Annotated in this window: 22 protein-coding genes; 20 read left to right on the top strand and 2 right to left on the bottom strand. The window is 35.8% G+C overall.

Going from position 1 to position 20,655, the window contains the following annotated elements; all coding sequences use genetic code 11:
• Positions 1 to 9 precede the first annotated feature (9 nt).
• The 16 genes from VIG73_RS14645 (at position 10) to nth (ending at position 15,102) form a co-directional block, all read left to right on the top strand.
• On the top strand, positions 10 to 789 hold the full coding sequence (locus tag VIG73_RS14645; protein WP_331643345.1) for a menaquinol-cytochrome c reductase cytochrome b/c subunit: 780 nt from the start codon (positions 10 to 12) through the stop codon (positions 787 to 789).
• A 74-nt stretch (positions 790 to 863) separates the two neighbouring features.
• Positions 864 to 1,463: a DUF1405 domain-containing protein gene (locus tag VIG73_RS14640; RefSeq protein WP_331643343.1), complete on the top strand. Its 600-nt coding sequence runs from the start codon at positions 864 to 866 to the stop codon at positions 1,461 to 1,463.
• 25 nt (positions 1,464 to 1,488) lie between these two features.
• Positions 1,489 to 1,752: a sporulation protein YpjB gene (locus tag VIG73_RS14635; protein ID WP_331643341.1), complete on the top strand. Its 264-nt coding sequence runs from the start codon at positions 1,489 to 1,491 to the stop codon at positions 1,750 to 1,752.
• A gap of 53 nt (positions 1,753 to 1,805) precedes the next feature.
• On the top strand, positions 1,806 to 2,492 hold the full coding sequence (locus VIG73_RS14630; protein ID WP_331643339.1) for a zinc metallopeptidase: 687 nt from the start codon (positions 1,806 to 1,808) through the stop codon (positions 2,490 to 2,492).
• 155 nt (positions 2,493 to 2,647) lie between these two features.
• Positions 2,648 to 2,971 carry a nucleotide pyrophosphohydrolase gene (locus tag VIG73_RS14625; RefSeq protein ID WP_331643337.1) on the top strand — a complete coding sequence of 108 codons (324 nt, stop codon included), beginning with the start codon at positions 2,648 to 2,650 and terminating at the stop codon, positions 2,969 to 2,971.
• 17 nt (positions 2,972 to 2,988) lie between these two features.
• Positions 2,989 to 3,786 carry a 4-hydroxy-tetrahydrodipicolinate reductase gene (dapB, locus tag VIG73_RS14620; protein ID WP_331643335.1) on the top strand — a complete coding sequence of 266 codons (798 nt, stop codon included), beginning with the start codon at positions 2,989 to 2,991 and terminating at the stop codon, positions 3,784 to 3,786.
• A gap of 29 nt (positions 3,787 to 3,815) precedes the next feature.
• A complete protein-coding gene (mgsA, locus tag VIG73_RS14615) occupies positions 3,816 to 4,232 on the top strand; it encodes a methylglyoxal synthase (protein ID WP_331643750.1) in 417 nt (138 codons plus the stop codon).
• Positions 4,229 to 5,350: an N-acetyl-alpha-D-glucosaminyl L-malate synthase BshA gene (gene bshA / locus VIG73_RS14610; protein WP_331643333.1), complete on the top strand. Its 1,122-nt coding sequence runs from the start codon at positions 4,229 to 4,231 to the stop codon at positions 5,348 to 5,350. Before mgsA ends, bshA begins: the two co-directional genes overlap by 4 nt.
• 23 nt (positions 5,351 to 5,373) lie before the next feature.
• Entirely contained in the window at positions 5,374 to 6,576 is a 1,203-nt protein-coding gene (locus tag VIG73_RS14605; protein WP_331643330.1) for a CCA tRNA nucleotidyltransferase, read from the top strand.
• A complete protein-coding gene (locus VIG73_RS14600) occupies positions 6,552 to 7,538 on the top strand; it encodes a biotin--[acetyl-CoA-carboxylase] ligase (RefSeq protein WP_331643328.1) in 987 nt (328 codons plus the stop codon). Before VIG73_RS14605 ends, VIG73_RS14600 begins: the two co-directional genes overlap by 25 nt.
• A 31-nt stretch (positions 7,539 to 7,569) precedes the next feature.
• Complete coding sequence (dinG, locus tag VIG73_RS14595) at positions 7,570 to 10,362, top strand: ATP-dependent DNA helicase DinG (protein ID WP_331643326.1); 2,793 nt, start codon at positions 7,570 to 7,572, stop codon at positions 10,360 to 10,362.
• 231 nt (positions 10,363 to 10,593) lie between these two features.
• Positions 10,594 to 11,130, top strand: a complete 537-nt coding sequence (locus VIG73_RS14590) for a DUF5590 domain-containing protein (protein WP_331643324.1) — start codon at positions 10,594 to 10,596, stop codon at positions 11,128 to 11,130.
• Between the two features lie 26 nt (positions 11,131 to 11,156).
• Positions 11,157 to 12,341, top strand: a complete 1,185-nt coding sequence (locus VIG73_RS14585) for a pyridoxal phosphate-dependent aminotransferase (protein WP_331643322.1) — start codon at positions 11,157 to 11,159, stop codon at positions 12,339 to 12,341.
• A 20-nt stretch (positions 12,342 to 12,361) separates the two neighbouring features.
• Entirely contained in the window at positions 12,362 to 13,654 is a 1,293-nt protein-coding gene (gene asnS, locus VIG73_RS14580; RefSeq protein WP_331643320.1) for an asparagine--tRNA ligase, read from the top strand.
• Positions 13,655 to 13,757: 103 nt separating this feature from the next.
• Positions 13,758 to 14,456 (top strand): DnaD domain-containing protein, encoded by a 699-nt coding sequence (locus VIG73_RS14575; protein ID WP_331643318.1) that lies wholly within the window; start codon positions 13,758 to 13,760, stop codon positions 14,454 to 14,456.
• On the top strand, positions 14,446 to 15,102 hold the full coding sequence (gene nth / locus VIG73_RS14570) for an endonuclease III (RefSeq protein WP_331643316.1): 657 nt from the start codon (positions 14,446 to 14,448) through the stop codon (positions 15,100 to 15,102). The genes VIG73_RS14575 and nth overlap by 11 nt, the downstream gene beginning before the upstream one ends.
• A 38-nt stretch (positions 15,103 to 15,140) precedes the next feature.
• Here the strand turns inward: nth and VIG73_RS14565 are convergent, their stop codons facing one another.
• Positions 15,141 to 17,828: a PBP1A family penicillin-binding protein gene (locus VIG73_RS14565; RefSeq protein WP_331643314.1), complete on the bottom strand. Its 2,688-nt coding sequence runs from the start codon at positions 17,826 to 17,828 to the stop codon at positions 15,141 to 15,143.
• 14 nt (positions 17,829 to 17,842) lie between these two features.
• Entirely contained in the window at positions 17,843 to 18,433 is a 591-nt protein-coding gene (recU, locus tag VIG73_RS14560; RefSeq protein ID WP_331643312.1) for a Holliday junction resolvase RecU, read from the bottom strand.
• A 111-nt stretch (positions 18,434 to 18,544) separates the two neighbouring features.
• Here recU and VIG73_RS14555 point away from each other — a divergent pair, with 111 nt between their 5' ends.
• The 4 genes from VIG73_RS14555 (at position 18,545) to cdd (ending at position 20,646) form a co-directional block, all read left to right on the top strand.
• Positions 18,545 to 19,474: a DUF2515 family protein gene (locus VIG73_RS14555; RefSeq protein ID WP_331643310.1), complete on the top strand. Its 930-nt coding sequence runs from the start codon at positions 18,545 to 18,547 to the stop codon at positions 19,472 to 19,474.
• A gap of 126 nt (positions 19,475 to 19,600) precedes the next feature.
• On the top strand, positions 19,601 to 19,801 hold the full coding sequence (locus VIG73_RS14550) for a hypothetical protein (RefSeq protein WP_331643308.1): 201 nt from the start codon (positions 19,601 to 19,603) through the stop codon (positions 19,799 to 19,801).
• Between the two features lie 61 nt (positions 19,802 to 19,862).
• A complete protein-coding gene (locus VIG73_RS14545; protein WP_331643306.1) occupies positions 19,863 to 20,249 on the top strand; it encodes a DUF1798 family protein in 387 nt (128 codons plus the stop codon).
• On the top strand, positions 20,236 to 20,646 hold the full coding sequence (gene cdd, locus VIG73_RS14540) for a cytidine deaminase (RefSeq protein ID WP_331643304.1): 411 nt from the start codon (positions 20,236 to 20,238) through the stop codon (positions 20,644 to 20,646). Before VIG73_RS14545 ends, cdd begins: the two co-directional genes overlap by 14 nt.
• The last annotated feature ends 9 nt before the right edge of the window (positions 20,647 to 20,655 follow it).

Below are 20,655 nucleotides of genomic sequence, written 5' to 3'. Positions count from 1 at the left end.
GGATAAAGAATGAAAAGGGGTAAAGGAATGAAGTTTGTTGGTGACTCTCGTGTTACAGCAGAGAAAACATCGACAACTCCAAAGGATTATTCGGAATATCCTGGTAGAACCGAAGCTTTCTGGCCTAACTTCTTATTAAAAGAGTGGCTTGCAGGTTCAGTTTTTCTAGTAGGGTTCCTTACACTTGTATTAACCCATCCATCACCTCTAGAAGGTATGGCTGACCCTACGACAGCAGGGTATATACCATTGCCAGACTGGTACTTTTTATTCTTGTATGAATTATTAAAGTACAAATATGCAGGTGGAGATTTCGTATTACTTGGTGTTGTAGTCATCCCTGGTCTAGCATTTGGTGCACTCTTTTTAGCACCATTCCTTGATAATGGACCAGGACGTCGTCCAAGTCAACGTCCAATTGCAACAAGTATGATGTTATTAGCTTTAATTGCTACTATTTGGCTAACATATGATTCAGCTTCAGCTGTTGATTGGGAAGCACGTGCGGAGGCAAACAAGCCTATCCCACCATCAGAAGTTGAAATTGATACATCTGATCCAGGTTACGAGGTTTATAAAAATAGCTGTGCATCATGTCATGGTGATGACTTAACAGATGGCGCTGCTGGTCCACCATTAATTGGAATTGAACAGACTGCAGAGGAAATTGCTAAAATCTCTGTAGATGGAACAGGTAACATGCCAGCAGGTATCTTTGACGGTACAGATGAAGAACTCGAACAGTTAGCTGAGTTTATTTTTTCAGTAAACGAACAAAATAAAGAATAATAAAGCTAAGTAAAAGCACCTTTGCCATCACAGTGGTTAAAGGTGCTTTTTAACCTTTTAAAGGAGGTTTCTAGATGTTCAGGTATGTCTTAACTGATCGACGTGTGCTCATTCTTTTATTCCTCATTAACCTGTTTGGAACAATATACGGATTCTATTGGTATAAGTATCAATTAGCTATCACCCCAAGCAAATTTCTCATATTTGTTCCCGATAGCCCAACAGCTAGCATGTTTTTTACCATCTTCTTGTTATTCTTTATTTTTAAGCGCAATGTTCCGTATATCGAAGCATTGGCGTTAATTACATTGTTTAAATATGGCGTATGGGCAGTTGTAATGAACTTATTAACGTTGTATATAGATGGTTCATTAAGTCCACAAGGATACATGCTTATATTATCCCATGGTTTAATGGCTGTTGAAGGTGTGCTTTTTGCACGTTTCTATAAAATTGAATTAAAACATCTCGTTGTTGCAAGTATATGGACTTTACATAATGATGTGATTGATTATGTATTTGGTATGATGCCAGTATATCATTCGTTAACAGATTATATGAGTGGCATTGGCTATTTCACATTTTGGTTAAGTGTTGTTTCCATTTTCATCGCCTATCAATTAACGATCAAACGACAACATCGGTATAAAGCGTTTACCTCCCGCATAGATTAGATTAAAAGTACTGCGGGGGATCTCTATGAAATATTTTATCAGGCAGATCAATAAAATCATATTTTTCTTTGTCATAGGGATACTAACAGTTTGGAGCATGCCACTAACTACGACAGCAGAAATAAAACAACAAACAGTTAAAAAAGGTATGGATATGATTGCTTTTTATTGGGTATTATTTGTCGTAGGAGGATTGATTGCCCTTACATTAACTTATGTAAGTTGGAGAAAATATAGAGGAGAAAAACGAAAAACACAACCTAAAACACAAGACAAAAAAGTTGACTGATATGACGTGTTTGACTAAAATTGACCTATAGACAACTTTTGGAGGGACAATGCATGTATTTTAGCTCAGGAACCCTATTACTTTACTTTGCAGTGCTAATACTTGTACCATTATGGGCACAAGCAAGGGTCAAACGAACATACTCTAAATATTCAAGAATCGCTACATCTTCTCAAATGACTGGAGCGCAAGTGGCTAGACAAATATTAGATCATAATGGTCTCAATCATGTTACAGTTGAAGAAACAAAGGGCATTCTGTCAGACCATTATGATCCACGTTCAAAGACAGTCCGTTTATCCAGTGATAATTATCACGGATATTCAATGGCAGCTTCCGCAGTTGCTGCTCATGAAGTCGGACATGCTATCCAAGACGCAGAGAACTATGCTTTCCTTAAATTTCGTTCAGCATTAGTACCTGTTGCAAACCTTGGATCTAACCTATCTTTTATTTTGATTATTGCTGGGCTATTTCTAAATATGATGAATTTAGCCGTATTCGGTCTATTATTTATGGCTGGTGCTGTTTTATTCCAACTTGTCACATTACCAGTTGAGTTTGATGCATCGAGTCGAGCCATGGGACAACTTGTCAGTGGCGGATTTATTACAAATCGTGAGGAACGTGACACGAAAAAAGTACTAAATGCTGCGGCTATGACATATGTTGCAGCTGCTTTAGTTGCTGTCATGGAATTGATTCGTTTTGCGTTAATTATTTTTGGTAACCGAGAATAGTAATTGTTCTAATATATTAAGGGGTGACTTTCTTTATAAGTACACCTCTTTTTTCATGCATATTTGCCATAAAACATTTGTCAAAGAATGGACAATTAGCTAACATTGATATATGTTCATATACTTAGTTATAATGAAGGGAGTGCCATTTTTCTATGAATTATTATACGACGAAAGAAATTCAAGAACGAGTTGATTCTTATATATCACAATTTAAGGAAGGCTATTTTTCACCATTAAGTTTAATGGCACGCATGACGGAAGAAGTTGGTGAGTTGGCACGTGAAGTGAACCATTATTATGGAGAGAAGCCTAAAAAAGCCTCCGAACAAGAAAAAACAATTGAAGAAGAATTAGGCGATATGTTATTTGTTCTAACATGTTTTGCTAATTCTTTAGAGATTGACCTATCGCAAGCATTTGAACAATCTATGACAAAAATTGAAACACGTGACAAAGATCGCTGGACTCGTAAATAATCAAGGAGCTGACAACTATGACACTAAAAGTAATCGTATCAGGACCGAGAGGCAGAATGGGTAAAGAAGCCGTTAAGATGATTTTAAACGAAGATAATATGGAGCTTGTCGCTTGTATTGATCGCATACATAACGGAAAATTATTAAAGGATATTAACGGTTCACCAGATGTTGATGTACCGATATATGAGGATCCAAATCAGTGTTTTCAATCCATTCAAGCTGATGTATTCTTAGAATTATCAATTCCAGATGTCGGATATTTACATACAAAACTTGCTTTACAAGCAGGTTTAAGAGCGGTTGTAGGAACTTCAGGCTTTACGAAGGAACAAATTAATGATTTAACACAAATTGCAGGGGAAAAGCAGTTAGGATGTATTATTGCTCCTAATTTTGCAATTGGAGCTGTCTTGATGATGCAATTCGCCAAAAGAGCTGCGAGATATTTCCCAGATGTTGAAATTATTGAAAAGCATCATGATCAAAAATTGGATGCCCCATCAGGAACCGCTGTGAAAACGTTAGATATGATTATGGAAACGAGAGAAGCTAAAAAACAAGGGCATCCTAATGAGAAGGAGACATTGCCAGGTGCAAGAGGAGCTAATCAGGCAGGTGTCCACATCCATAGTGTTCGCTTACCTGGTTTAATTGCTCATCAAGAAGTGATTTTTGGTGGTACGGGGCAGACATTAACGATCACTCATGATTCCTATAATCGTCAATCCTTTATGACAGGTATACAATTTGCCTTAAACAATGTCACTGAGATCACCGGACTTATTTACGGATTAGAAAATATTATAGATTAAGTGAATTTAACAAAAGGGGAATATGCATGATGAATATTGCATTAATCGCGCATGATGAGAAAAAGCAAGAAATGATTCAATTTACCATTGCATATGAAGAGATTTTAAAGCATCACAACTTATATGCAACTGGGACGACTGGTAAACGCATTGAAGAACATACGGATTTAACGGTAACTCGCTTTCAATCAGGACCATTAGGTGGGGATCAACAAATTGGTGCCATGGTTGCCAACAATGAGATGGATATTGTGATCTTTTTTAGAGACCCTTTAACTGCTCAGCCTCATGAACCAGATATAAGCGCATTAATGAGATTATGTGATGTATATTATATACCATTAGTTACGAATCTTGCTGCGGCAGAAATTATGATAAGAGCGTTAGAACGTGGAGATTTCGCTTGGCGTGACATCATCAAACAAAGGGAAGGACGTTCGTCATGAAAATCGGAATGACATGTTACCCAACGGTAGGTGGTTCAGGTGTTATTGCGACAGAGTTAGGGATGCTTTTAGCGAAGCGTGGTCATGAAATTCACTTTATCACTTCAGGGCTTCCATTTCGTTTGAATCAAGTTAATCCATTTATTTATTATCATGAAGTAGAGGTTAATCAATATCCCGTCTTCCAATATGCACCATATGATTTGGCCTTAGCCTCTAAAATGGCAGAGGTCATTGACCAGCACGAACTTGATATATTACATGTTCATTATGCCATACCTCATGCGATATCGGCAATTTTAGCACGTGATATCGCAAAGCGCGATGTGAAGATTGTGACAACATTACACGGTACAGATATTACCGTATTAGGAGTCGACCAGCTCTTTAAAAAAATGATTGCCTACGCTATCGAGAAATCTGATGCTGTAACGGCCGTTTCTAATAGTTTGAAAGAGCAGACAATCGAATTGACCCATGTTAACAAAGAAATCGATGTTATTTATAATTTTATAAATGAAAAGGTCTATTATAAGAAAGAACTCCCATATTTAAAGTCACAATATGGGATTGAAGATGATGAGAAAGTGTTGATTCATATTTCTAATTTTCGTAAGGTAAAACGGATAGAAGATATTATTCAAACATTTTATCACGTGCAAAAACGAGTTAAAGCGAAACTTCTCCTCGTTGGAGATGGACCCGATTGTACGAATGCTTATCAACTGGTTGAGAAGTTAAATCTAGAAAACAATGTGTTGTTTCTTGGAAAACAAAAAAATATTAGTGATCTTTTATCCATTTCGGATTTACATTTATTATTATCTGAAAAAGAAAGCTTTGGACTCGTCATTCTAGAAGCCATGGCCTGTCAAGTACCGACAATCGGTTCTCGTGTAGGAGGAATACCTGAGGTCATTAAACATAATGAGACTGGATTTCTTGTTGAGGTTGGCCAAGTTGAGGAAGCAGCAAAAAGGGCGATTGAATTATTGACTAATACAGAAAAATTAGCTCGTTTTTCACAACAGGCGTATAACCATGCACAAGAACACTTTCATTCAGATATGATTGTTAAGCAATATGTAAATTTATATAAATCATTATTAAACCGCTAATGTTAAAGAATTTTGGTGATTATATGCATACAAACCCGTTTCAAAATGCACGCTATATTATCGATAAAATCGAAGAACATGGCCATCAGGCATATTTTGTTGGCGGTTGTGTTCGTGATTCGTTATTAGATAACGATATAAAAGATATCGATATTGCCACATCAGCGAAACCGGAGAAAATTCAGGCCATATTTGATAAAGTTATCCCTGTAGGTATTGAACATGGAACAGTTGTCGTACGTCATCAAGGTGTATCGTATGAGGTGACAACATTTCGATTAGATGGCTCCTATTCAGATGAAAGACACCCTGATTCCGTTCAGTTTATCGATCGTATTGACGAAGATCTTGCTAGAAGAGATTTTACAATGAATGCTCTAGCTATGGATAAATCCGGTCAGATTATCGATTTATATGGTGGCAAACATGATTTAAATGAGAAAATTATTCGTACTGTCGGAGATGGTGCTGAGCGCTTTACTGAGGACCCATTACGTATTATACGGGCATTGCGTTTTACAAGCCAATTAGGTTTTTCGATAGAAAGCGATACATTACAAGCAATGAAAAAATTAAAAGAAAAAATTGAACATTTGGCAGTTGAGCGACTTCATCAAGAAATGGAGAAGTTTTTTGCAGGGAAATATGTCGATAAAGGCATGTCTTATCTCATAGATTTAAAAATACATGATTACTTACCTGTTTTTAAACATGAACCTAACATTGTGAATCAATTTCCAAGACCGATTATGCCTTTAAAATCATTTGCTGAAGTGTTATGTGTGGCACATCTGTTAAAACCGACGATAACTGTTCATTCCTGGGCTAAGCAATGGAAATCATCTAACCAAACAAAGCGAAAAGCAACGATATTGGTTGAGTCTATATTACATTACAAAAAGTATGGGATCGATCAATGGCTTGTTTATCAATTGCCCAATCAATATGACGAGGCTTTTACACGTGTTGCTCAATATATTTTAGACGACTGTACCATCGACCTTAATACAATTCAGAAGATAAGAGAACAGCTTACCATTCATTCAAAAAAAGACCTAGCCATAGATGGATATGATATGATGAAGATGTTTCCTGAAAAGAAAGCAGGACCATGGATTCAAGCGCTTTTAAATCATATTGAAAGATTAGTCGTCATGGAGAAAATAGATAATAATAAAGAAAAGTTAAAGGAGTGGATCAAATGCAATCCACCCGGAATAAATTAATTGATTTACTTGCGAATAATCAAGACAAATATATTTCTGGGCAGCATTTATCGGAAGAACTAAATATCTCTCGGAGTGCTATTTGGAAACATATGAAGGAACTCGAAAAAGACGGTTATGAAATAGAAGCTCGCCAACGACGTGGTTATCGCATCATTTCCTTTCCAAATAAACTAAGTGAAAACACATTAAAATGGGGCTTAGAAACAGACTGGTTAGGAAATACAATTATCCATAAAACAAGTACAACTTCTACGCAACATATAGCCCATCATTTGGCGCGGGAAGGTGCTAAACACGGTACTATTGTTATTGCAGATGAACAAACAGGTGGAAAAGGAAGAATGAATCGACCGTGGCATTCTTCAAAAAATCAAGGGATTTGGACAAGTCTAATCCTAAGACCTGAGATCTCGCCACATCAGGCACCGCAGTTAACATTATTAACAGCAACTGTCCTAGCCGATGTCATTTATAAAGAAACGAATATACGCCCATATATCAAGTGGCCTAATGACATCTTAATTGAAAATAAAAAATTAAGTGGTATATTAACTGAAATGCAAGCCGAACAGGACCGGATTCAATACATAATCATCGGTATCGGAATGAATGTTAATCAAACAATTCATGAACTACCAGATGATCTAAGTGAAAAAGCGACATCATTAAGAATTGAAACAGGTCATCAACTTGATATGATCAAACTCGTGCAAGCCATTCTAGAACAGTTTGAACGTACTTACGAAACATATTTAAATGAAGGTTTTAAATCGATTAAAACAAAATGGGAAAGCTACGGATTTAAAATAGGCGAAAGAATTAATGTTAAAACAATGAACCAACAATGGGAAGCAACTTTTTCAGGTATCGCCCCAGACGGTGGTTTACTTGTTGAAAATAAACATAATGGTAAGGTGGAGAAACTGTACTCAGCTGAAATTGACTGGTTTCGTGAATAATTAAGCATAAATAGAAAGGTGGGGAGTTAAATTGCAAAGGTTTGTCGTTGTAGATTTGGAAACAACTGGGCATTCGCCTGCTGAAGGTGATAAAATCATTGAAGTAGGGATCGTTGTTATTGAAAATGAGACGATAACTGATACTTATAGCACGCTGATTAATCCTGGCCAACCCATCCCACCATTTATCAGTCAATTAACAAATATTCGTGATAAAGATGTCAAAGATGCACCAATGTTCTCGGAAAAAGCTGAAGAGATTAGTCGCTTCTTTGAATCAGCTTATTTAATTGCGCATAATGCCCAATTTGACCATGAATTTCTAAATGCGATGTTCATAGATGAAGGCTATGCTCCATTAAGAAACCCAGTTCTTGATACAGTTGAATTGGCACGAATCTTTTTTCCGACAGCTTCTGGCTTTAAACTGAATCAATTAGCCGACTATTTACAAGTAAAACATGATATGCCACATCGGGCGTTATCAGATGCATATGTCACAGCAGAAATTTTCTTGAAAATAATAGGAAAACTAAAAGCATTACCATTCGAAACCATATCACATTTACTAGAACTTGAACCCTTTTTAAAATCAGATTTATTTGCCTTACTCGAAAAAGAAAAGCAAGTGAAGGCATACCAAAATAATCTCGAAACAATAGCTGTCTATAAAGGTGTACCCTTTCGAAAAAATGAGCAAACAGAAGTAGAAGCTACAGAGCAATCAACCTCTTCATATGGAGATTTAATAGATGATATTTATGCGCCTAATGGTTCGTTAAAACAAACGCTAACACATTATGAAGTCCGTCCTGGTCAGAAAGATATGTCAGAGCTTATTTATGACATATTTAGGCAAAAAAAGCATGGATTAATCGAAGCTACCACTGGTACTGGTAAATCACTCGCCTATTTAATTCCTGCGATTTATGAAGCAGTTAGCCTTAATGAACGTATTGTTATTAGTACATACACAACACAATTACAAAGCCAGCTGTTAGAAGAAGATATTCCTATATTAAAAGCAATTATTCCCTTTCCATTTCGAGTTTCACTTTTAAAAGGAAAGCGGCACTATATTAGTTTAGATAAATTCGTAAAAGAATTAGCTCATTCTGCAGGTGATCACTATGGCATTGTTATAACGAAAGCAATGATTCTTGTTTGGCTTACAGAAACAACGACTGGTGATATTGATGAAATTCATCTGCCTTCAAGTGGTTATTATTTTTTCAGAAAGGTTTCCGCGGAATCCGAAGATATCAATGATGTTAAATCAGCTTGGCACCGTTATTCCTATTATCAAAAAGCGCATGAGAAAGCGTCGAAAGCAAATCTTATCATTACAAATCATGCTTTGTTGTGTGCAGATATTGTAAGTAAACATATATATTTACCACGTTATAATAAAGCAATTATTGATGAAGCACACCATCTAGAAGAAACGGCTTCACATTATTTTGGATTACAATTTGATTATATGCAAAACGTATTTGTATTAAATCAAATTGGAGCAAGTAATGAAGGGAAATGGATGACTAAAATAGCTAATATTTTTTCTAGTCAAAGCACTTGGACACTTATAAATCAATGGGACTCTTTATTTACGACATTTAGAACGGAATTAGACGATGTGTTTCGCAGTATTCATCGATACGTGCTAAAACATTGTAGCGAGTCGTACAATGATATTGGTCGTTTGCAGTATCAACTTCATGATAGAAGCTTTGATGAACCATACTGGCAATCAATTGCAGAGGATTTGACTTCTATTGATATGATGGCAAAGGAGCTCTGTGTTATTTTAGAACAAATCATGTCGTATCCCTTTGTTGACTCCTATATATCTGATCAAATTAAACAAAGTCTCAACTTAATTGAAGCAACTAGAGAACAGCTGAATATTTTCTTTCTAAAATTAGATGATAACCAAATTAAGTGGATAGAAATTGAGGCAACAGGTGCCAAAAATGCCGTTTATATTTATGCTGAACCGAAAAATACAGCAACAATATTAAAAGAAAAGTTTTTTGATGAAAAGCAGTCGATTATCTTAACGAGTGCAACATTGACAATGAAACAATCATTTCGATTTGTTCAAGAACAGCTTGGTCTAATTGATCAACAATTGATAAAAGAGCAAATTCAATCACCATTTAATTTTGAGAAACAAGTACAATTGCTTATACCAAGTGATTTTCCAGATATTCGTACGGATCCTGATGAATTTATTTATTCCTCATGTGAAGCAATCCTCTCCTTAGCAGAGATTACGAAGGGAAGGATGCTTGTTTTGTTTACATCTTATGACATGTTAAAAAGGTCATACTATATTTTAAAAGAAATGTTTCAAGAAGACTTTACATTAGTTGCTCAAGGGATAACTAGTGGAAGTCGTGCCCGACTAAAGAAGAAATTCCAATCGTTTGAAAAGGGGATACTTTTAGGAACGAGTTCTTTTTGGGAAGGTATTGATATTCCAGGAGATGCTTTATCATGTTTAGTTATTGTTCGCTTACCATTCCAGCCGCCGAATCATCCGGTATATAAAGCGAAAGCTAATGAATTAAAACAGACAGGAAAAAATGCCTTTTATCATTTAGCTTTACCACATGCGGTTATACGATTCAAACAAGGATTTGGTAGATTAATTCGTTCGAAAACAGATAGAGGTCTCGTTTTTGTCTGTGATTCGCGTCTGAAAACAGCAACATATGGGTCATTTTTTCTAAACTCTATTCAAAAGTTACCAGTGCATTACGATACAACGTATCATTTGATAAAGAAAGCTGATACGTGGTTTAATCACCAAAATCTCATTTAAAAAACAGCGTAAACATACCGATATTCATCAGTATGTTTACTAATAATTGGTGTAGGTTGTTTTTTTGTTGATTTTCATAAAAACAAAACAAAATCTTAATAAAAATTGTTATAATAAAGAAGATGATGTTTGTATGATGATCAACTATGCCTTTATTGTACACATTTCATTCAATCATATAAGTAACAATTTTTAGGTATTCATTATTGTATGTACGGGTTAGGTGAAAGTATGATAATCGAAAAAGAAAAACGTTTCAAATTAACGTGGCTAAAATGGCTGGTTGTGCTATGTAGTTTATTAATTATTGGTATAATGGTGTATAGTGTTTATTTGTACTACACGATACTAAAGAATAAGGAAACAGATTTTTTACAATCTGAAGAAATCATTTTGGAACAAACAAATTTAACGACCATCGAGAAGGTTGAACGATTCCACGGTGACACGTTCTACCATGTTATTACAGGATTAACTCGTGATGGGGATATTTATTTTGCTTATTTACCTAAAAAAAATAGTAAAAAGAAACAAAAAATTACACTCATCAATCATGCGAACATCTTACCTAAGAGTCAGATTAAAGCGAATTGGTTAAAGACTTGTGAATCCTGTTATTATGTTAGCATGACTCCTGGGTTAATCGATGAACGTCCAGTCTGGGAAATGACATATAAGGATGGGGCTGGAAGATATGTATTCGATTATTTATCCATGTATGACGGTGAAAGTGTAGAGCAATTTCGCTTTAAGCGATTTATTGAATAATAATATACAATAGAGGGTGATACATAATGGAATTAGCTACACGGGTAATGAACTTAACACCATCATCAACATTGGCAATATCAGCCAAAGCTAAAGCACTTAAAAGTGAAGGACATGATGTGATTGGCCTTGGTGTAGGAGAACCTGATTTTAATACACCTCAATACATCTTGGATGCTGCATCTCAGGCAATGCTAGATGGCTTAACGAAATATACACCTTCTGGAGGAATTCCAGAATTAAAACATGCCATTGCTAAAAAGTTCAAAGAAGACAATAAGCTTGACTATGAGCTCGATGAAATTATTGTAACAACAGGGGCTAAACACGCATTATACACGTTATTTCAAGTGATTTTAAACCCTGGTGATGAAGTGATTGTGCCAACACCGTATTGGGTTAGCTATCCAGAACAAATTAAGTTAGCAGAAGGAGAACCTGTTTTTGTAAATGCTTTAGAAGAGAATGATTTCAAAATTACACCAGAACAACTTGAAAAAGCAATCACGAATAAAACGAAGGCTCTCATTATTAATTCTCCGAGTAACCCAACTGGGATGATGTACTCAAAAGAGGAACTTCAGGCACTAGGAGAAGTCTGTATTAAACATGATGTATTAATTGTTTCAGATGAAATTTATGAAAAGCTCATTTACACGAGTGATCAACATGTTTCAATCGCCCAATTATCACCAGCATTAAAAGCACAAACTGTTGTCATTAATGGTGTATCAAAATCTCATGCGATGACAGGTTGGCGAATTGGTTATTTAGCTGGGCATAAAGAGATTGTTAAAGCAATGACAAATCATGTATCACATGCAACAAGTAACCCAACATCGATTGCTCAATATGCGGCATTAGCAGCATATGAAGTAGACGATGATCCAACAGTTGAAATGAGAGAGATATTCCAGGACCGTTTACACACATTATATGATTTATTGACGAATATTCCTGGAATTACATGCCGTCAACCTAAGGGTGCTTTCTACTTATTTCCGAATGTGAGCGAAGCTGTTAAGCAAAATGGTTTTGATACTGTTGACGCATGGGCAGAAGCACTTTTAGAGGAAGAGAAAGTAGCGCTCGTTCCGGGGTCTGGTTTTGGTGCGCCTGATAATATACGTTTATCATATGCGACATCAAAAGAGGAATTAATAGAAGCGGCACGTCGTATTAAACAGTTTGTAGAAACAAATCAACAATAGACTTTTGGAGGTCATTTATCTTGAAAACAACGATTCAACATGTAGCAAAATATGAAGGACAAGAAGTAACCATTGGTGCATGGCTAGCAAATAAACGTTCAAGTGGTAAAATTTCATTTTTACAATTACGTGATGGAACTGGTTTTATGCAGGCTGTAGTCGTGAAAAGTAACGTAGACGAAGAAGTGTTTAAATTAGCAAAAAATATTAATCAAGAGTCTTCAATCTATATCACTGGAACTATAGTGGAAGACAAACGCTCGCCAATTGGTTTTGAAATGCAAGTTAAAGATATCGAATTAATTCAAGAAGCAGTTGATTATCCGATAACACCTAAAGAACACGGTACAGAATTTTTAATGGATCATCGTCATTTATGGCTACGCTCCAGAAGACAACATGCTGTGATGAAAATACGTAATGAAATTATTCGTTCAACATATGAGTTTTTTAATGAGCGTGATTTCGTTAAAGTCGATCCACCAATACTAACAGGAGCGTCAGCAGAGGACACTACTGAGCTATTCCATGTTGAATACTTTAATGAAGAAGCTTATTTATCACAAAGTGGTCAACTCTATATGGAAGCCGCTGCAATGGCTTTAGGAAAAGTATTTTCTTTTGGACCAACATTCCGTGCAGAAAAATCGAAAACACGTCGTCATTTGATTGAGTTCTGGATGATGGAGCCGGAAATGGCTTTTGTAGAACATGAGGAAAGCTTACAAATTCAAGAGCAATATGTCAGTCATATCGTACAATCTGTACTGGACAATTGCCAAACGGAATTACAAGTACTCGAACGGGATATAGAAAGATTAGAAAAAGTAAAAGCACCATTTCCTAGAATTACTTATCATGAAGCCATTCAATTTTTGAAAGACAAAGGATTTACTGATATTGAATGGGGAGATGATTTCGGTGCACCGCACGAAACAGCGATTGCCGAAAATTATGATAAGCCGGTCTTTATTACAAATTGGCCTAAAGAAATAAAAGCTTTCTATATGCAACCACATCCAGACAATCCCGAGCTTGTTCTTTGCGCAGATTTAATCGCGCCAGAAGGGTATGGCGAAATCATAGGTGGTTCTGAGCGTATTCATGATTATGAATTAATGAAAAACCGTTATGAGGAACATGAATTAAGTGGACCAGCATATGAATGGTACTTAGAATTAAGAAAGTATGGCAGTGTACCACATTCTGGATTTGGTCTAGGGTTAGAACGAACAGTTGCATGGATATCAGGTGTTGAACATGTTCGTGAAACAATTCCATTCCCAAGACTCTTAAACCGTCTGTATCCATAATGTAAATAAAATCCCTTGCAGAACGAGCAAGGGATTTTATTTTTTCGTTTACGATACCTTCTCATGCTATACTATATATAAGAAATATGAGGTGTGCATCAATATGAATAAACAAATGAATTTAGAACATATTTTGTCGAAACAACTATCAATACCCATTAAGTTACTAACAGACTACCGTTTATTAGGGCTTGATGAAACAGAACTGATCGTTATTATTCAATTACATCGTTTTAGTCATGAAGGCAATGATTTTCCGACGCCACATGATTTGTCACAATGCTTGTCAATCAATGAAACGGAATGTGCTCATATATTACGGCGTTTAATTCAAAAACAATTTCTATCCATTGATCAAATTGACAATGATAAGAATCAAATCAGTGAAGTCTATTCATTAGAACCACTATGGACTCAATTATTTACCGAAAATGTATCCCATAAAGAAGTGCCAGATGACGGTAAGATTTTTATTCTATTTGAACAAGAATTCGGTCGCCCTTTATCTCCTTTTGAAATTGAAATGATTAATACATGGTTGGATGTAGATCAAATTGCACCATCCTTAATTAAAGCTGGCTTAAGAGAATCTGTGCTAATGAGTAAATTAAATTTTAAATATATTGATCGTATTTTACGTAGTTGGAAGAAAAAGGGGATTAAAACAGTTGAAGAGGCAAGACAAGAAAGCCGCTCGTTTAAAAAGCAAACAGCCCAACATACAACATATAAACAATCGGAACCTAAGGATGATACATTATATTTCAATTGGTTAACAGGGGAGGATGGTCATGCTAAATAAAAAAGAAATACGTTTTTGTTTAGATGAAATGGAGAGGATGTTTCCACATGCGACATGTGAATTAATTCATCGAAATCCATTTGAATTGGTTATTGCTGTTGTCTTGTCTGCACAGTGTACCGATGACCTCGTAAATAAAGTCACGCGCGAACTATTTAACAAATATAAGACACCTGAAGATTATTTAGCAGTCTCGCAAGAAGAATTACAGCAAGATATTCGTTCAATTGGTTTATTCCGTAACAAAGCAAAGAACATTCAAAAATTATCACATCAAATCATTCATGAGTATGATGGTAAAGTTCCAGAGTCTCGAGATGAATTAATGAGGTTAGCTGGGGTAGGGAGGAAAACAGCTAATGTGGTTGCTTCTGTTGCATTTAACGAACCAGCCATTGCAGTGGATACACATGTAGAACGTGTTGCCAAACGGCTAGGGTTTTGTCGTTGGAAAGATAGTGTGTTAGAAGTTGAGAAAACATTAATGCGTAAAATCCCAGAAGATGAATGGAGTGCAACACATCATCGGATGATATTTTTTGGTCGGTACCATTGTAAGGCGCGAAACCCAGACTGTCCAGAATGTCCACTCCTTGAATTATGTCGTGAAGGAAAAAAGAGGATGAAACGTATTAACAAAGCGTAATAAAGTCCCGTACACATTCATGTACGGGACTTTTTCATTTATTGTTCGCCATCTTCATCATCATCATCTTGATTATTATTTTCATCTTGTTCATCATTTGGTATTGTGATTTGGACTGAATTTGCTTCACTTCGTTTTCCAGACTGCTTTCCAATCGCTGTGACCACAATCGTATATGTTTCACCAGGTTGTGCACCTTTTATATTAACACCCATTGAATTTTTCATCTCTTTTTGACCATTAACTGAGACTTCAAAGGAAGCTGGTGGACCGTTATAGCCCCAATTAACTTGAATCATGGATCCCTTATAATTGGCACTTAAATTTTGAACAGATGGAATTGTTTCCTCTTCAGGTTCATCTTGCTCATCATCATTGTCCTCATCCTCTTCTGAATCATCATCTTCATCTGGCCCAGTTCTAACTTTGACTATTTGTGGGTTACTTTTAAGCGAACTATCATCTTTACTTATTGCAACAACTTGAATATCATATTCTGCTCCAAGTTCCACTTGTTTAATTTCAAGTTCAGTATCGTCTGTTGTTGATAATACATTCATCTGACCGCCATTTATACGAGTGCTGACTTCGAACTGAACGTCATCCTTTTTGTCATGTGACCACTTAACATGAATCGCTTGCTTACCCTCGTCAAATGTTGCTTGTAATCCTTTAACAGGATCTAAGCGGTCATACTTAACCGATGATTGTTTTGGTTCTGTTCCTTTCACAAATAATTCAGTAACAACTTGTGAACTAGGTGTATAACTACTTGGTAATGTGGGTGGATTTGAACCTTTTTCAATGTTAACTTTGACGACGGAATCTGGCATTTTGAAATCAGGCGTCTCAATGTTTTTCGAGATCTCGGTCATTGTATTACGGAACAAATCTCTTGCTATTCCAGTATAACCAGATGGAATTGGTTGTCGTTTATCTTCTTCATCATAATTTCCTGTCCATACAGAAATCGTGTAATTCGTTGAGTATCCGACAAACCACGAATCTTTGTTTTCATTTGTTGTTCCTGTTTTACCTGCAATAGGTATTCCTGCTATATTTGCCCCACGACCTGTACCTTCTCTAACTACAGATTTTAGCATATCTGTAACCATATATGCTGTGTAATCATTCATTGCTGCTTTCGGTTCAGGTGTTAACTCAATCACTTTACCATCAGGGAATTCAACTTTTGTCACCGTATGTGGTTCGATATAGATTCCTTCATTTCCAAACGCTTGAAAAGCACCGGCCATTTGAATTGGACTTACTGATGTATCAGTTCCACCGATAGGGTCACGAATATCAATACCCGTTTTCGGAAATTTAATGCCTAATCCTTCAGCAAATTGCTTCACTTTATCAGCACCAACTTCTTCATATGTCTTAACAGCGGGTACGTTTAATGAATGGGTTAAAGCATAGCGTGCGCTGACCCAACCTTGATATGCACGATTATGATTTCGAATCGGATTAGAACCTGCTATTTCATACGGTTTATCATCGTTTATTTGATGATATGTTGACCATTTATTAAATTCAATCGCTGGTCCATAGGCCATAATAGGCTTCGCTGTTGAAGCAGGTTGAAAGCCGGCCTGGGCATAGTTAAATTCATCGCCTTGACTATTTCTTCTACCACCAATCGCTTGAATGGCTCCTGTTTTAGTATCGACAACAACCATTCCCGATTGCATCGTGTCATTCGGAAATTTAATCGGATTTTGTTCCTGATCTGTTAATAAAAACTCAACATGTTTTTGAACACCTGGATCTAATGTTGTGTATATTTTTAGTCCATCAGTATAAATATTAGCGCCGTCAACTTTTTCTTTTACTTCTTTTTCAACTTGTTGAATAAATGCTTGAAACTGAGTGGCTTGCGGACTGCTATCAGTAAGCAATGATTCAATATCTACTTTTCTTGCTTCATCAGCATCTTTTTTTGTGATTTTATCATGGCGAACCATCAAATCTAACACAGTATTCATCCGCTTTTTAGTTAAGTCTGGGTTTTTAAATGGATTATAAGCTGTCGGACGCTGCGGTAAACCAGCTAAGATTGCTGCTTCTGGTAATGTTAATTCATGAAGATCTGTTTTACCAAAATAAACTTCTGCTGCTCGAGCGACCCCATATGCGCCATTACCATAAAATATTTTATTTAAATACATCTCTAAAATCTGTTCTTTAGAGTATTGACGCTCTAATTTTAGAGCAATCCATTGTTCTTGAACCTTTAATTTTAATTTCTTGTCAGATGCTAAAAAGGCGTTCTCTGCCACTTGTTGTGTAATCGTACTTGCACCTTCAGATCCAAAACCATGTTTTATATTGGCAATGATAGCTCCGCCAATTCGTTTAATGTCAATTCCTGGATGCTTAAAGAATCGTGAATCCTCGGTTGCTATAACCGCGTCAACGAGGACTTCAGGCAAATCATCGTAAACGATTTTTGTTCTTTTCTCTGAACCTAAATTACCGAATACCTCGCCATTTTTATCAAGAACTTTCGATGAAAAGGGATCTGATAATTTACTAGCATCAATGTTAGGTGCAGTTGCAATATAATACCCAAATAATGCCATAACACCAATTCCCATCGCTAAGATGAGAACTAGAATAGACAAGATTATTTTTTTCCATATCGGTTTTTTCTGCTTTTGTTGTTTCTGTTGTTTATTTTGTTTTTTTCTTCCCATACGGGTTTGGTTATTTGTAACCATTATTTTACCTCCGATTATTTAAAATACAGTCGATCGACTACTGATAGGTAATCAACCCTTGCTTGGAATTTAAAAGGTATTAAAACACCATTTTGTTGAATCCTATGATAAGGAATGGATTTACGACCATCTTTTAAATGTTGCTTCCAATCTATTAGTAAATACTTCGCGGGATACAAAAAGGTTTCATCCTTAACTGAAAAACGGATAATGAAGAAACATATTCCACCATGCTGTAAAACAGTTTGCATATGTTTGACCTGATGATCTTGAATATTAGCTAATGGAAAAGATGTTTTATTTTTCGTTTCCTTCGCTTCAAAATCAATGTATCTACTGCGATATATTCCGTTATAATCTGTTGTTGATGCCTGTTTAAAATATGCTTCTTTAATCACTGCTGCGCTTCTTCTAGGATAATGTACGTCTACGATTTGTACAGGTGTTGGCTTTTTATGAATGACAGCTCGATCTGTTTCTAAATAATGGGTATTCGTTATGTTAATATCCTCTTCAAGATTCATCCCGCGATTACCATAGCGAATTGATAAGGGCTTTACTTGATTTGTTGCTGTTCTTCTATTTTGTCCATTCGGGTAATTCATAAGAATTCCTCCTAATGCCTGAAAGTATCATATCAAAAAATCGATGTTTTGATAATCAAAAAATAAAATTGTGACAAAAATGTCCATATTCCTTAAGGAAGAGGTTTTACAATGAAGGAATTAAATGACTATATACATTATATAACAAAACAAACAGAAGAACATAATTTCGATAACATATCCCGAACAAAAGCCTACTTCGACTATTATTGTCAAAATCCTGAAGTCGAGTGGACTTTTCTAGCAAGTATCGTATCACGAAATGCTGGCTGGAATATGACTGATTTAAAGTTATTGATGTTCCAACAACTGCTTGGAAAAAAGACATGTCATGATTTGTTTATGACTTATGAGGAGGCGAATGCACGTATCTTTTCGGACGCCTATCCCCAGCTTCTTATTTACGCTTTATCAAAAAATGAAAATCGCCCTTTATTTCATTTATTACATCATTTTAATGTATCACAGTTCATGCAAAAAGAATGGACTCATTTTTGGAGAAGCAAGCAAAAAACACGTCTTGTCATCGCCTTAATCATTAATGAACAACATGTTATTGAAACACCTATTATACAGAAACATACTGTGTTTCATGAACTTCCGTATCGAATTCAAAATATATTTAAATTAAATGCTGTGCTACTACCAACAATAACAGGCAAAATCTATGGTTCTTATACACATGGATTTACAAAAATTAATTGTCGTATTAAATTAGGTAAAACGATCTATTCTTTATTATTTCACCCACGCATTTATCCACTAATTTACTATTTTAGTAAAAATATACCTCACACTGGGTCGCGTCATGATTATGAGCAATTTCTTTCAACGAATTTACCTAGCGCTCCCCCTTTACGAAAGCTTTATTCCCATATTCCCTATCTTGAAGAGGGGAAGGAAGATTGGTCTTTAAATATAGCTATTCCCATAAAATGGTCTAGACCAAACATAATACGAAACTTTAAAGAAATAGGCCCAAGTTTCTACTTTAAGCGTCGACTGTTGAATGTTTACTATCGTCTTAAAGAAGGACAATGAATTTGTCGAATTATTGTACGATCATGGTTCTATAATCGATGAATGGTTAGATATGGCTTCTAGTTTTGTCGAACATGCAGGTGAAAGAAAGGTCATAGCGAAATATATAAGAAGGAGGTGACAAGGATGGGGTATGCTATAAATATAAAGCCTACAGTTCACAAAGAGGGGATGACAAAAGCTCAATTTATGCAGTCACTCAGTGATATGGAACATCGCCTAACCTTCATAAACCAAAGATTATCACTCCATATTAACCAAGTTGTTCAAAACTATTATTATGATTCAGCAAACATCTTAAACAGTATAAATCAGAAGTACAGCTAATGTTCATGTTATAATAGGTTATACTTAACTTGTTTATATGAATGGAGCGGTTTAAAGTCAAATGAACAGTGTCAATCATTTAACGATATTATTGAAAGAAAAACTAAATGAATTATGCGAAATATATCATAAAGGTGAGCCACCTGAAAATAGAAGGGACACACAATTTTTTTCATATGTTAAGGAGGAAACAGCCCCGATTTTCTCATTACTCGATGAATGGGAACAAGCATGTCTAAATGCTTTCGAAAATAAATCCATTAATGTTTTTCCCGGGCAAATACAATCGACAAAGGAAAATATGGAATTAGTCATCATGCACAGTTATTATATAGATATAAGAAAAAAACGCTATATGTCATACATCCAATCGATTGAGTATGTATTTGACCAAATAAGGAACAAACGAGATAAGCATATGAGGGGGAAAACTAATGGAAAACAATGAATTACTTCAATCAGCGAAAGAAGCATTAAAAGGTGCTTATGTGCCTTATTCTCAATTCCCAGTTGGTGCTGCATTGCTTGCCAAGTCTGGAAAAGTATACACAGGTTGTAATATTGAAAATGCATCATACCCATTAACTTGTTGCGCCGAACGTGTAGCTATCTTTAAAGCAATATCTAATGGAGAGAGACAATTTTCGAAAATGGTCGTTGTGGCTGACACAGACAGACCTGTGCCACCATGTGGTGCCTGTCGCCAAGTGATGAATGAATTTTTTGATGCAAAGATGCCAATCTACTTAGCGAATCAGACGAATGAGATTAAATTGGTAAATATCGAGAGCCTATTACCTTTCTCTTTTCAACCAACAGATTTAAACGAGAACAGACGAAAATAAATGTTTCGT

Origin of the sequence: Cerasibacillus sp. (genome assembly GCF_036516575.1) — a bacterium.
Classification (GTDB): Bacteria; Bacillota; Bacilli; order Bacillales; family Amphibacillaceae; genus Cerasibacillus.
This window is presented reverse-complemented; position numbering and strand designations above follow the sequence as displayed.

Bases quoted from the DNA above. Each gene is read 5' to 3' on its own strand.
- VIG73_RS14645 (WP_331643345.1), top strand. From the start codon at position 10: ATGAAAAGGGGTAAAGGAATGAAGTTTGTTGGTGACTCTCGTGTTACA.
- VIG73_RS14640 (WP_331643343.1), top strand. From the start codon at position 864: ATGTTCAGGTATGTCTTAACTGATCGACGTGTGCTCATTCTTTTATTC.
- VIG73_RS14635 (WP_331643341.1), top strand. From the start codon at position 1,489: ATGAAATATTTTATCAGGCAGATCAATAAAATCATATTTTTCTTTGTC.
- VIG73_RS14630 (WP_331643339.1), top strand. From the start codon at position 1,806: ATGTATTTTAGCTCAGGAACCCTATTACTTTACTTTGCAGTGCTAATA.
- VIG73_RS14625 (WP_331643337.1), top strand. From the start codon at position 2,648: ATGAATTATTATACGACGAAAGAAATTCAAGAACGAGTTGATTCTTAT.
- dapB (WP_331643335.1), top strand. From the start codon at position 2,989: ATGACACTAAAAGTAATCGTATCAGGACCGAGAGGCAGAATGGGTAAA.
- mgsA (WP_331643750.1), top strand. From the start codon at position 3,816: ATGAATATTGCATTAATCGCGCATGATGAGAAAAAGCAAGAAATGATT.
- bshA (WP_331643333.1), top strand. From the start codon at position 4,229: ATGAAAATCGGAATGACATGTTACCCAACGGTAGGTGGTTCAGGTGTT.
- VIG73_RS14605 (WP_331643330.1), top strand. From the start codon at position 5,374: ATGCATACAAACCCGTTTCAAAATGCACGCTATATTATCGATAAAATC.
- VIG73_RS14600 (WP_331643328.1), top strand. From the start codon at position 6,552: ATGCAATCCACCCGGAATAAATTAATTGATTTACTTGCGAATAATCAA.
- VIG73_RS14590 (WP_331643324.1), top strand. From the start codon at position 10,594: ATGATAATCGAAAAAGAAAAACGTTTCAAATTAACGTGGCTAAAATGG.
- VIG73_RS14585 (WP_331643322.1), top strand. From the start codon at position 11,157: ATGGAATTAGCTACACGGGTAATGAACTTAACACCATCATCAACATTG.
- VIG73_RS14575 (WP_331643318.1), top strand. From the start codon at position 13,758: ATGAATAAACAAATGAATTTAGAACATATTTTGTCGAAACAACTATCA.
- nth (WP_331643316.1), top strand. From the start codon at position 14,446: ATGCTAAATAAAAAAGAAATACGTTTTTGTTTAGATGAAATGGAGAGG.
- VIG73_RS14565 (WP_331643314.1), bottom strand. From the start codon at position 17,828: ATGGTTACAAATAACCAAACCCGTATGGGAAGAAAAAAACAAAATAAA.
- recU (WP_331643312.1), bottom strand. From the start codon at position 18,433: ATGAATTACCCGAATGGACAAAATAGAAGAACAGCAACAAATCAAGTA.
- VIG73_RS14555 (WP_331643310.1), top strand. From the start codon at position 18,545: ATGAAGGAATTAAATGACTATATACATTATATAACAAAACAAACAGAA.
- VIG73_RS14550 (WP_331643308.1), top strand. From the start codon at position 19,601: ATGGGGTATGCTATAAATATAAAGCCTACAGTTCACAAAGAGGGGATG.
- VIG73_RS14545 (WP_331643306.1), top strand. From the start codon at position 19,863: ATGAACAGTGTCAATCATTTAACGATATTATTGAAAGAAAAACTAAAT.
- cdd (WP_331643304.1), top strand. From the start codon at position 20,236: ATGGAAAACAATGAATTACTTCAATCAGCGAAAGAAGCATTAAAAGGT.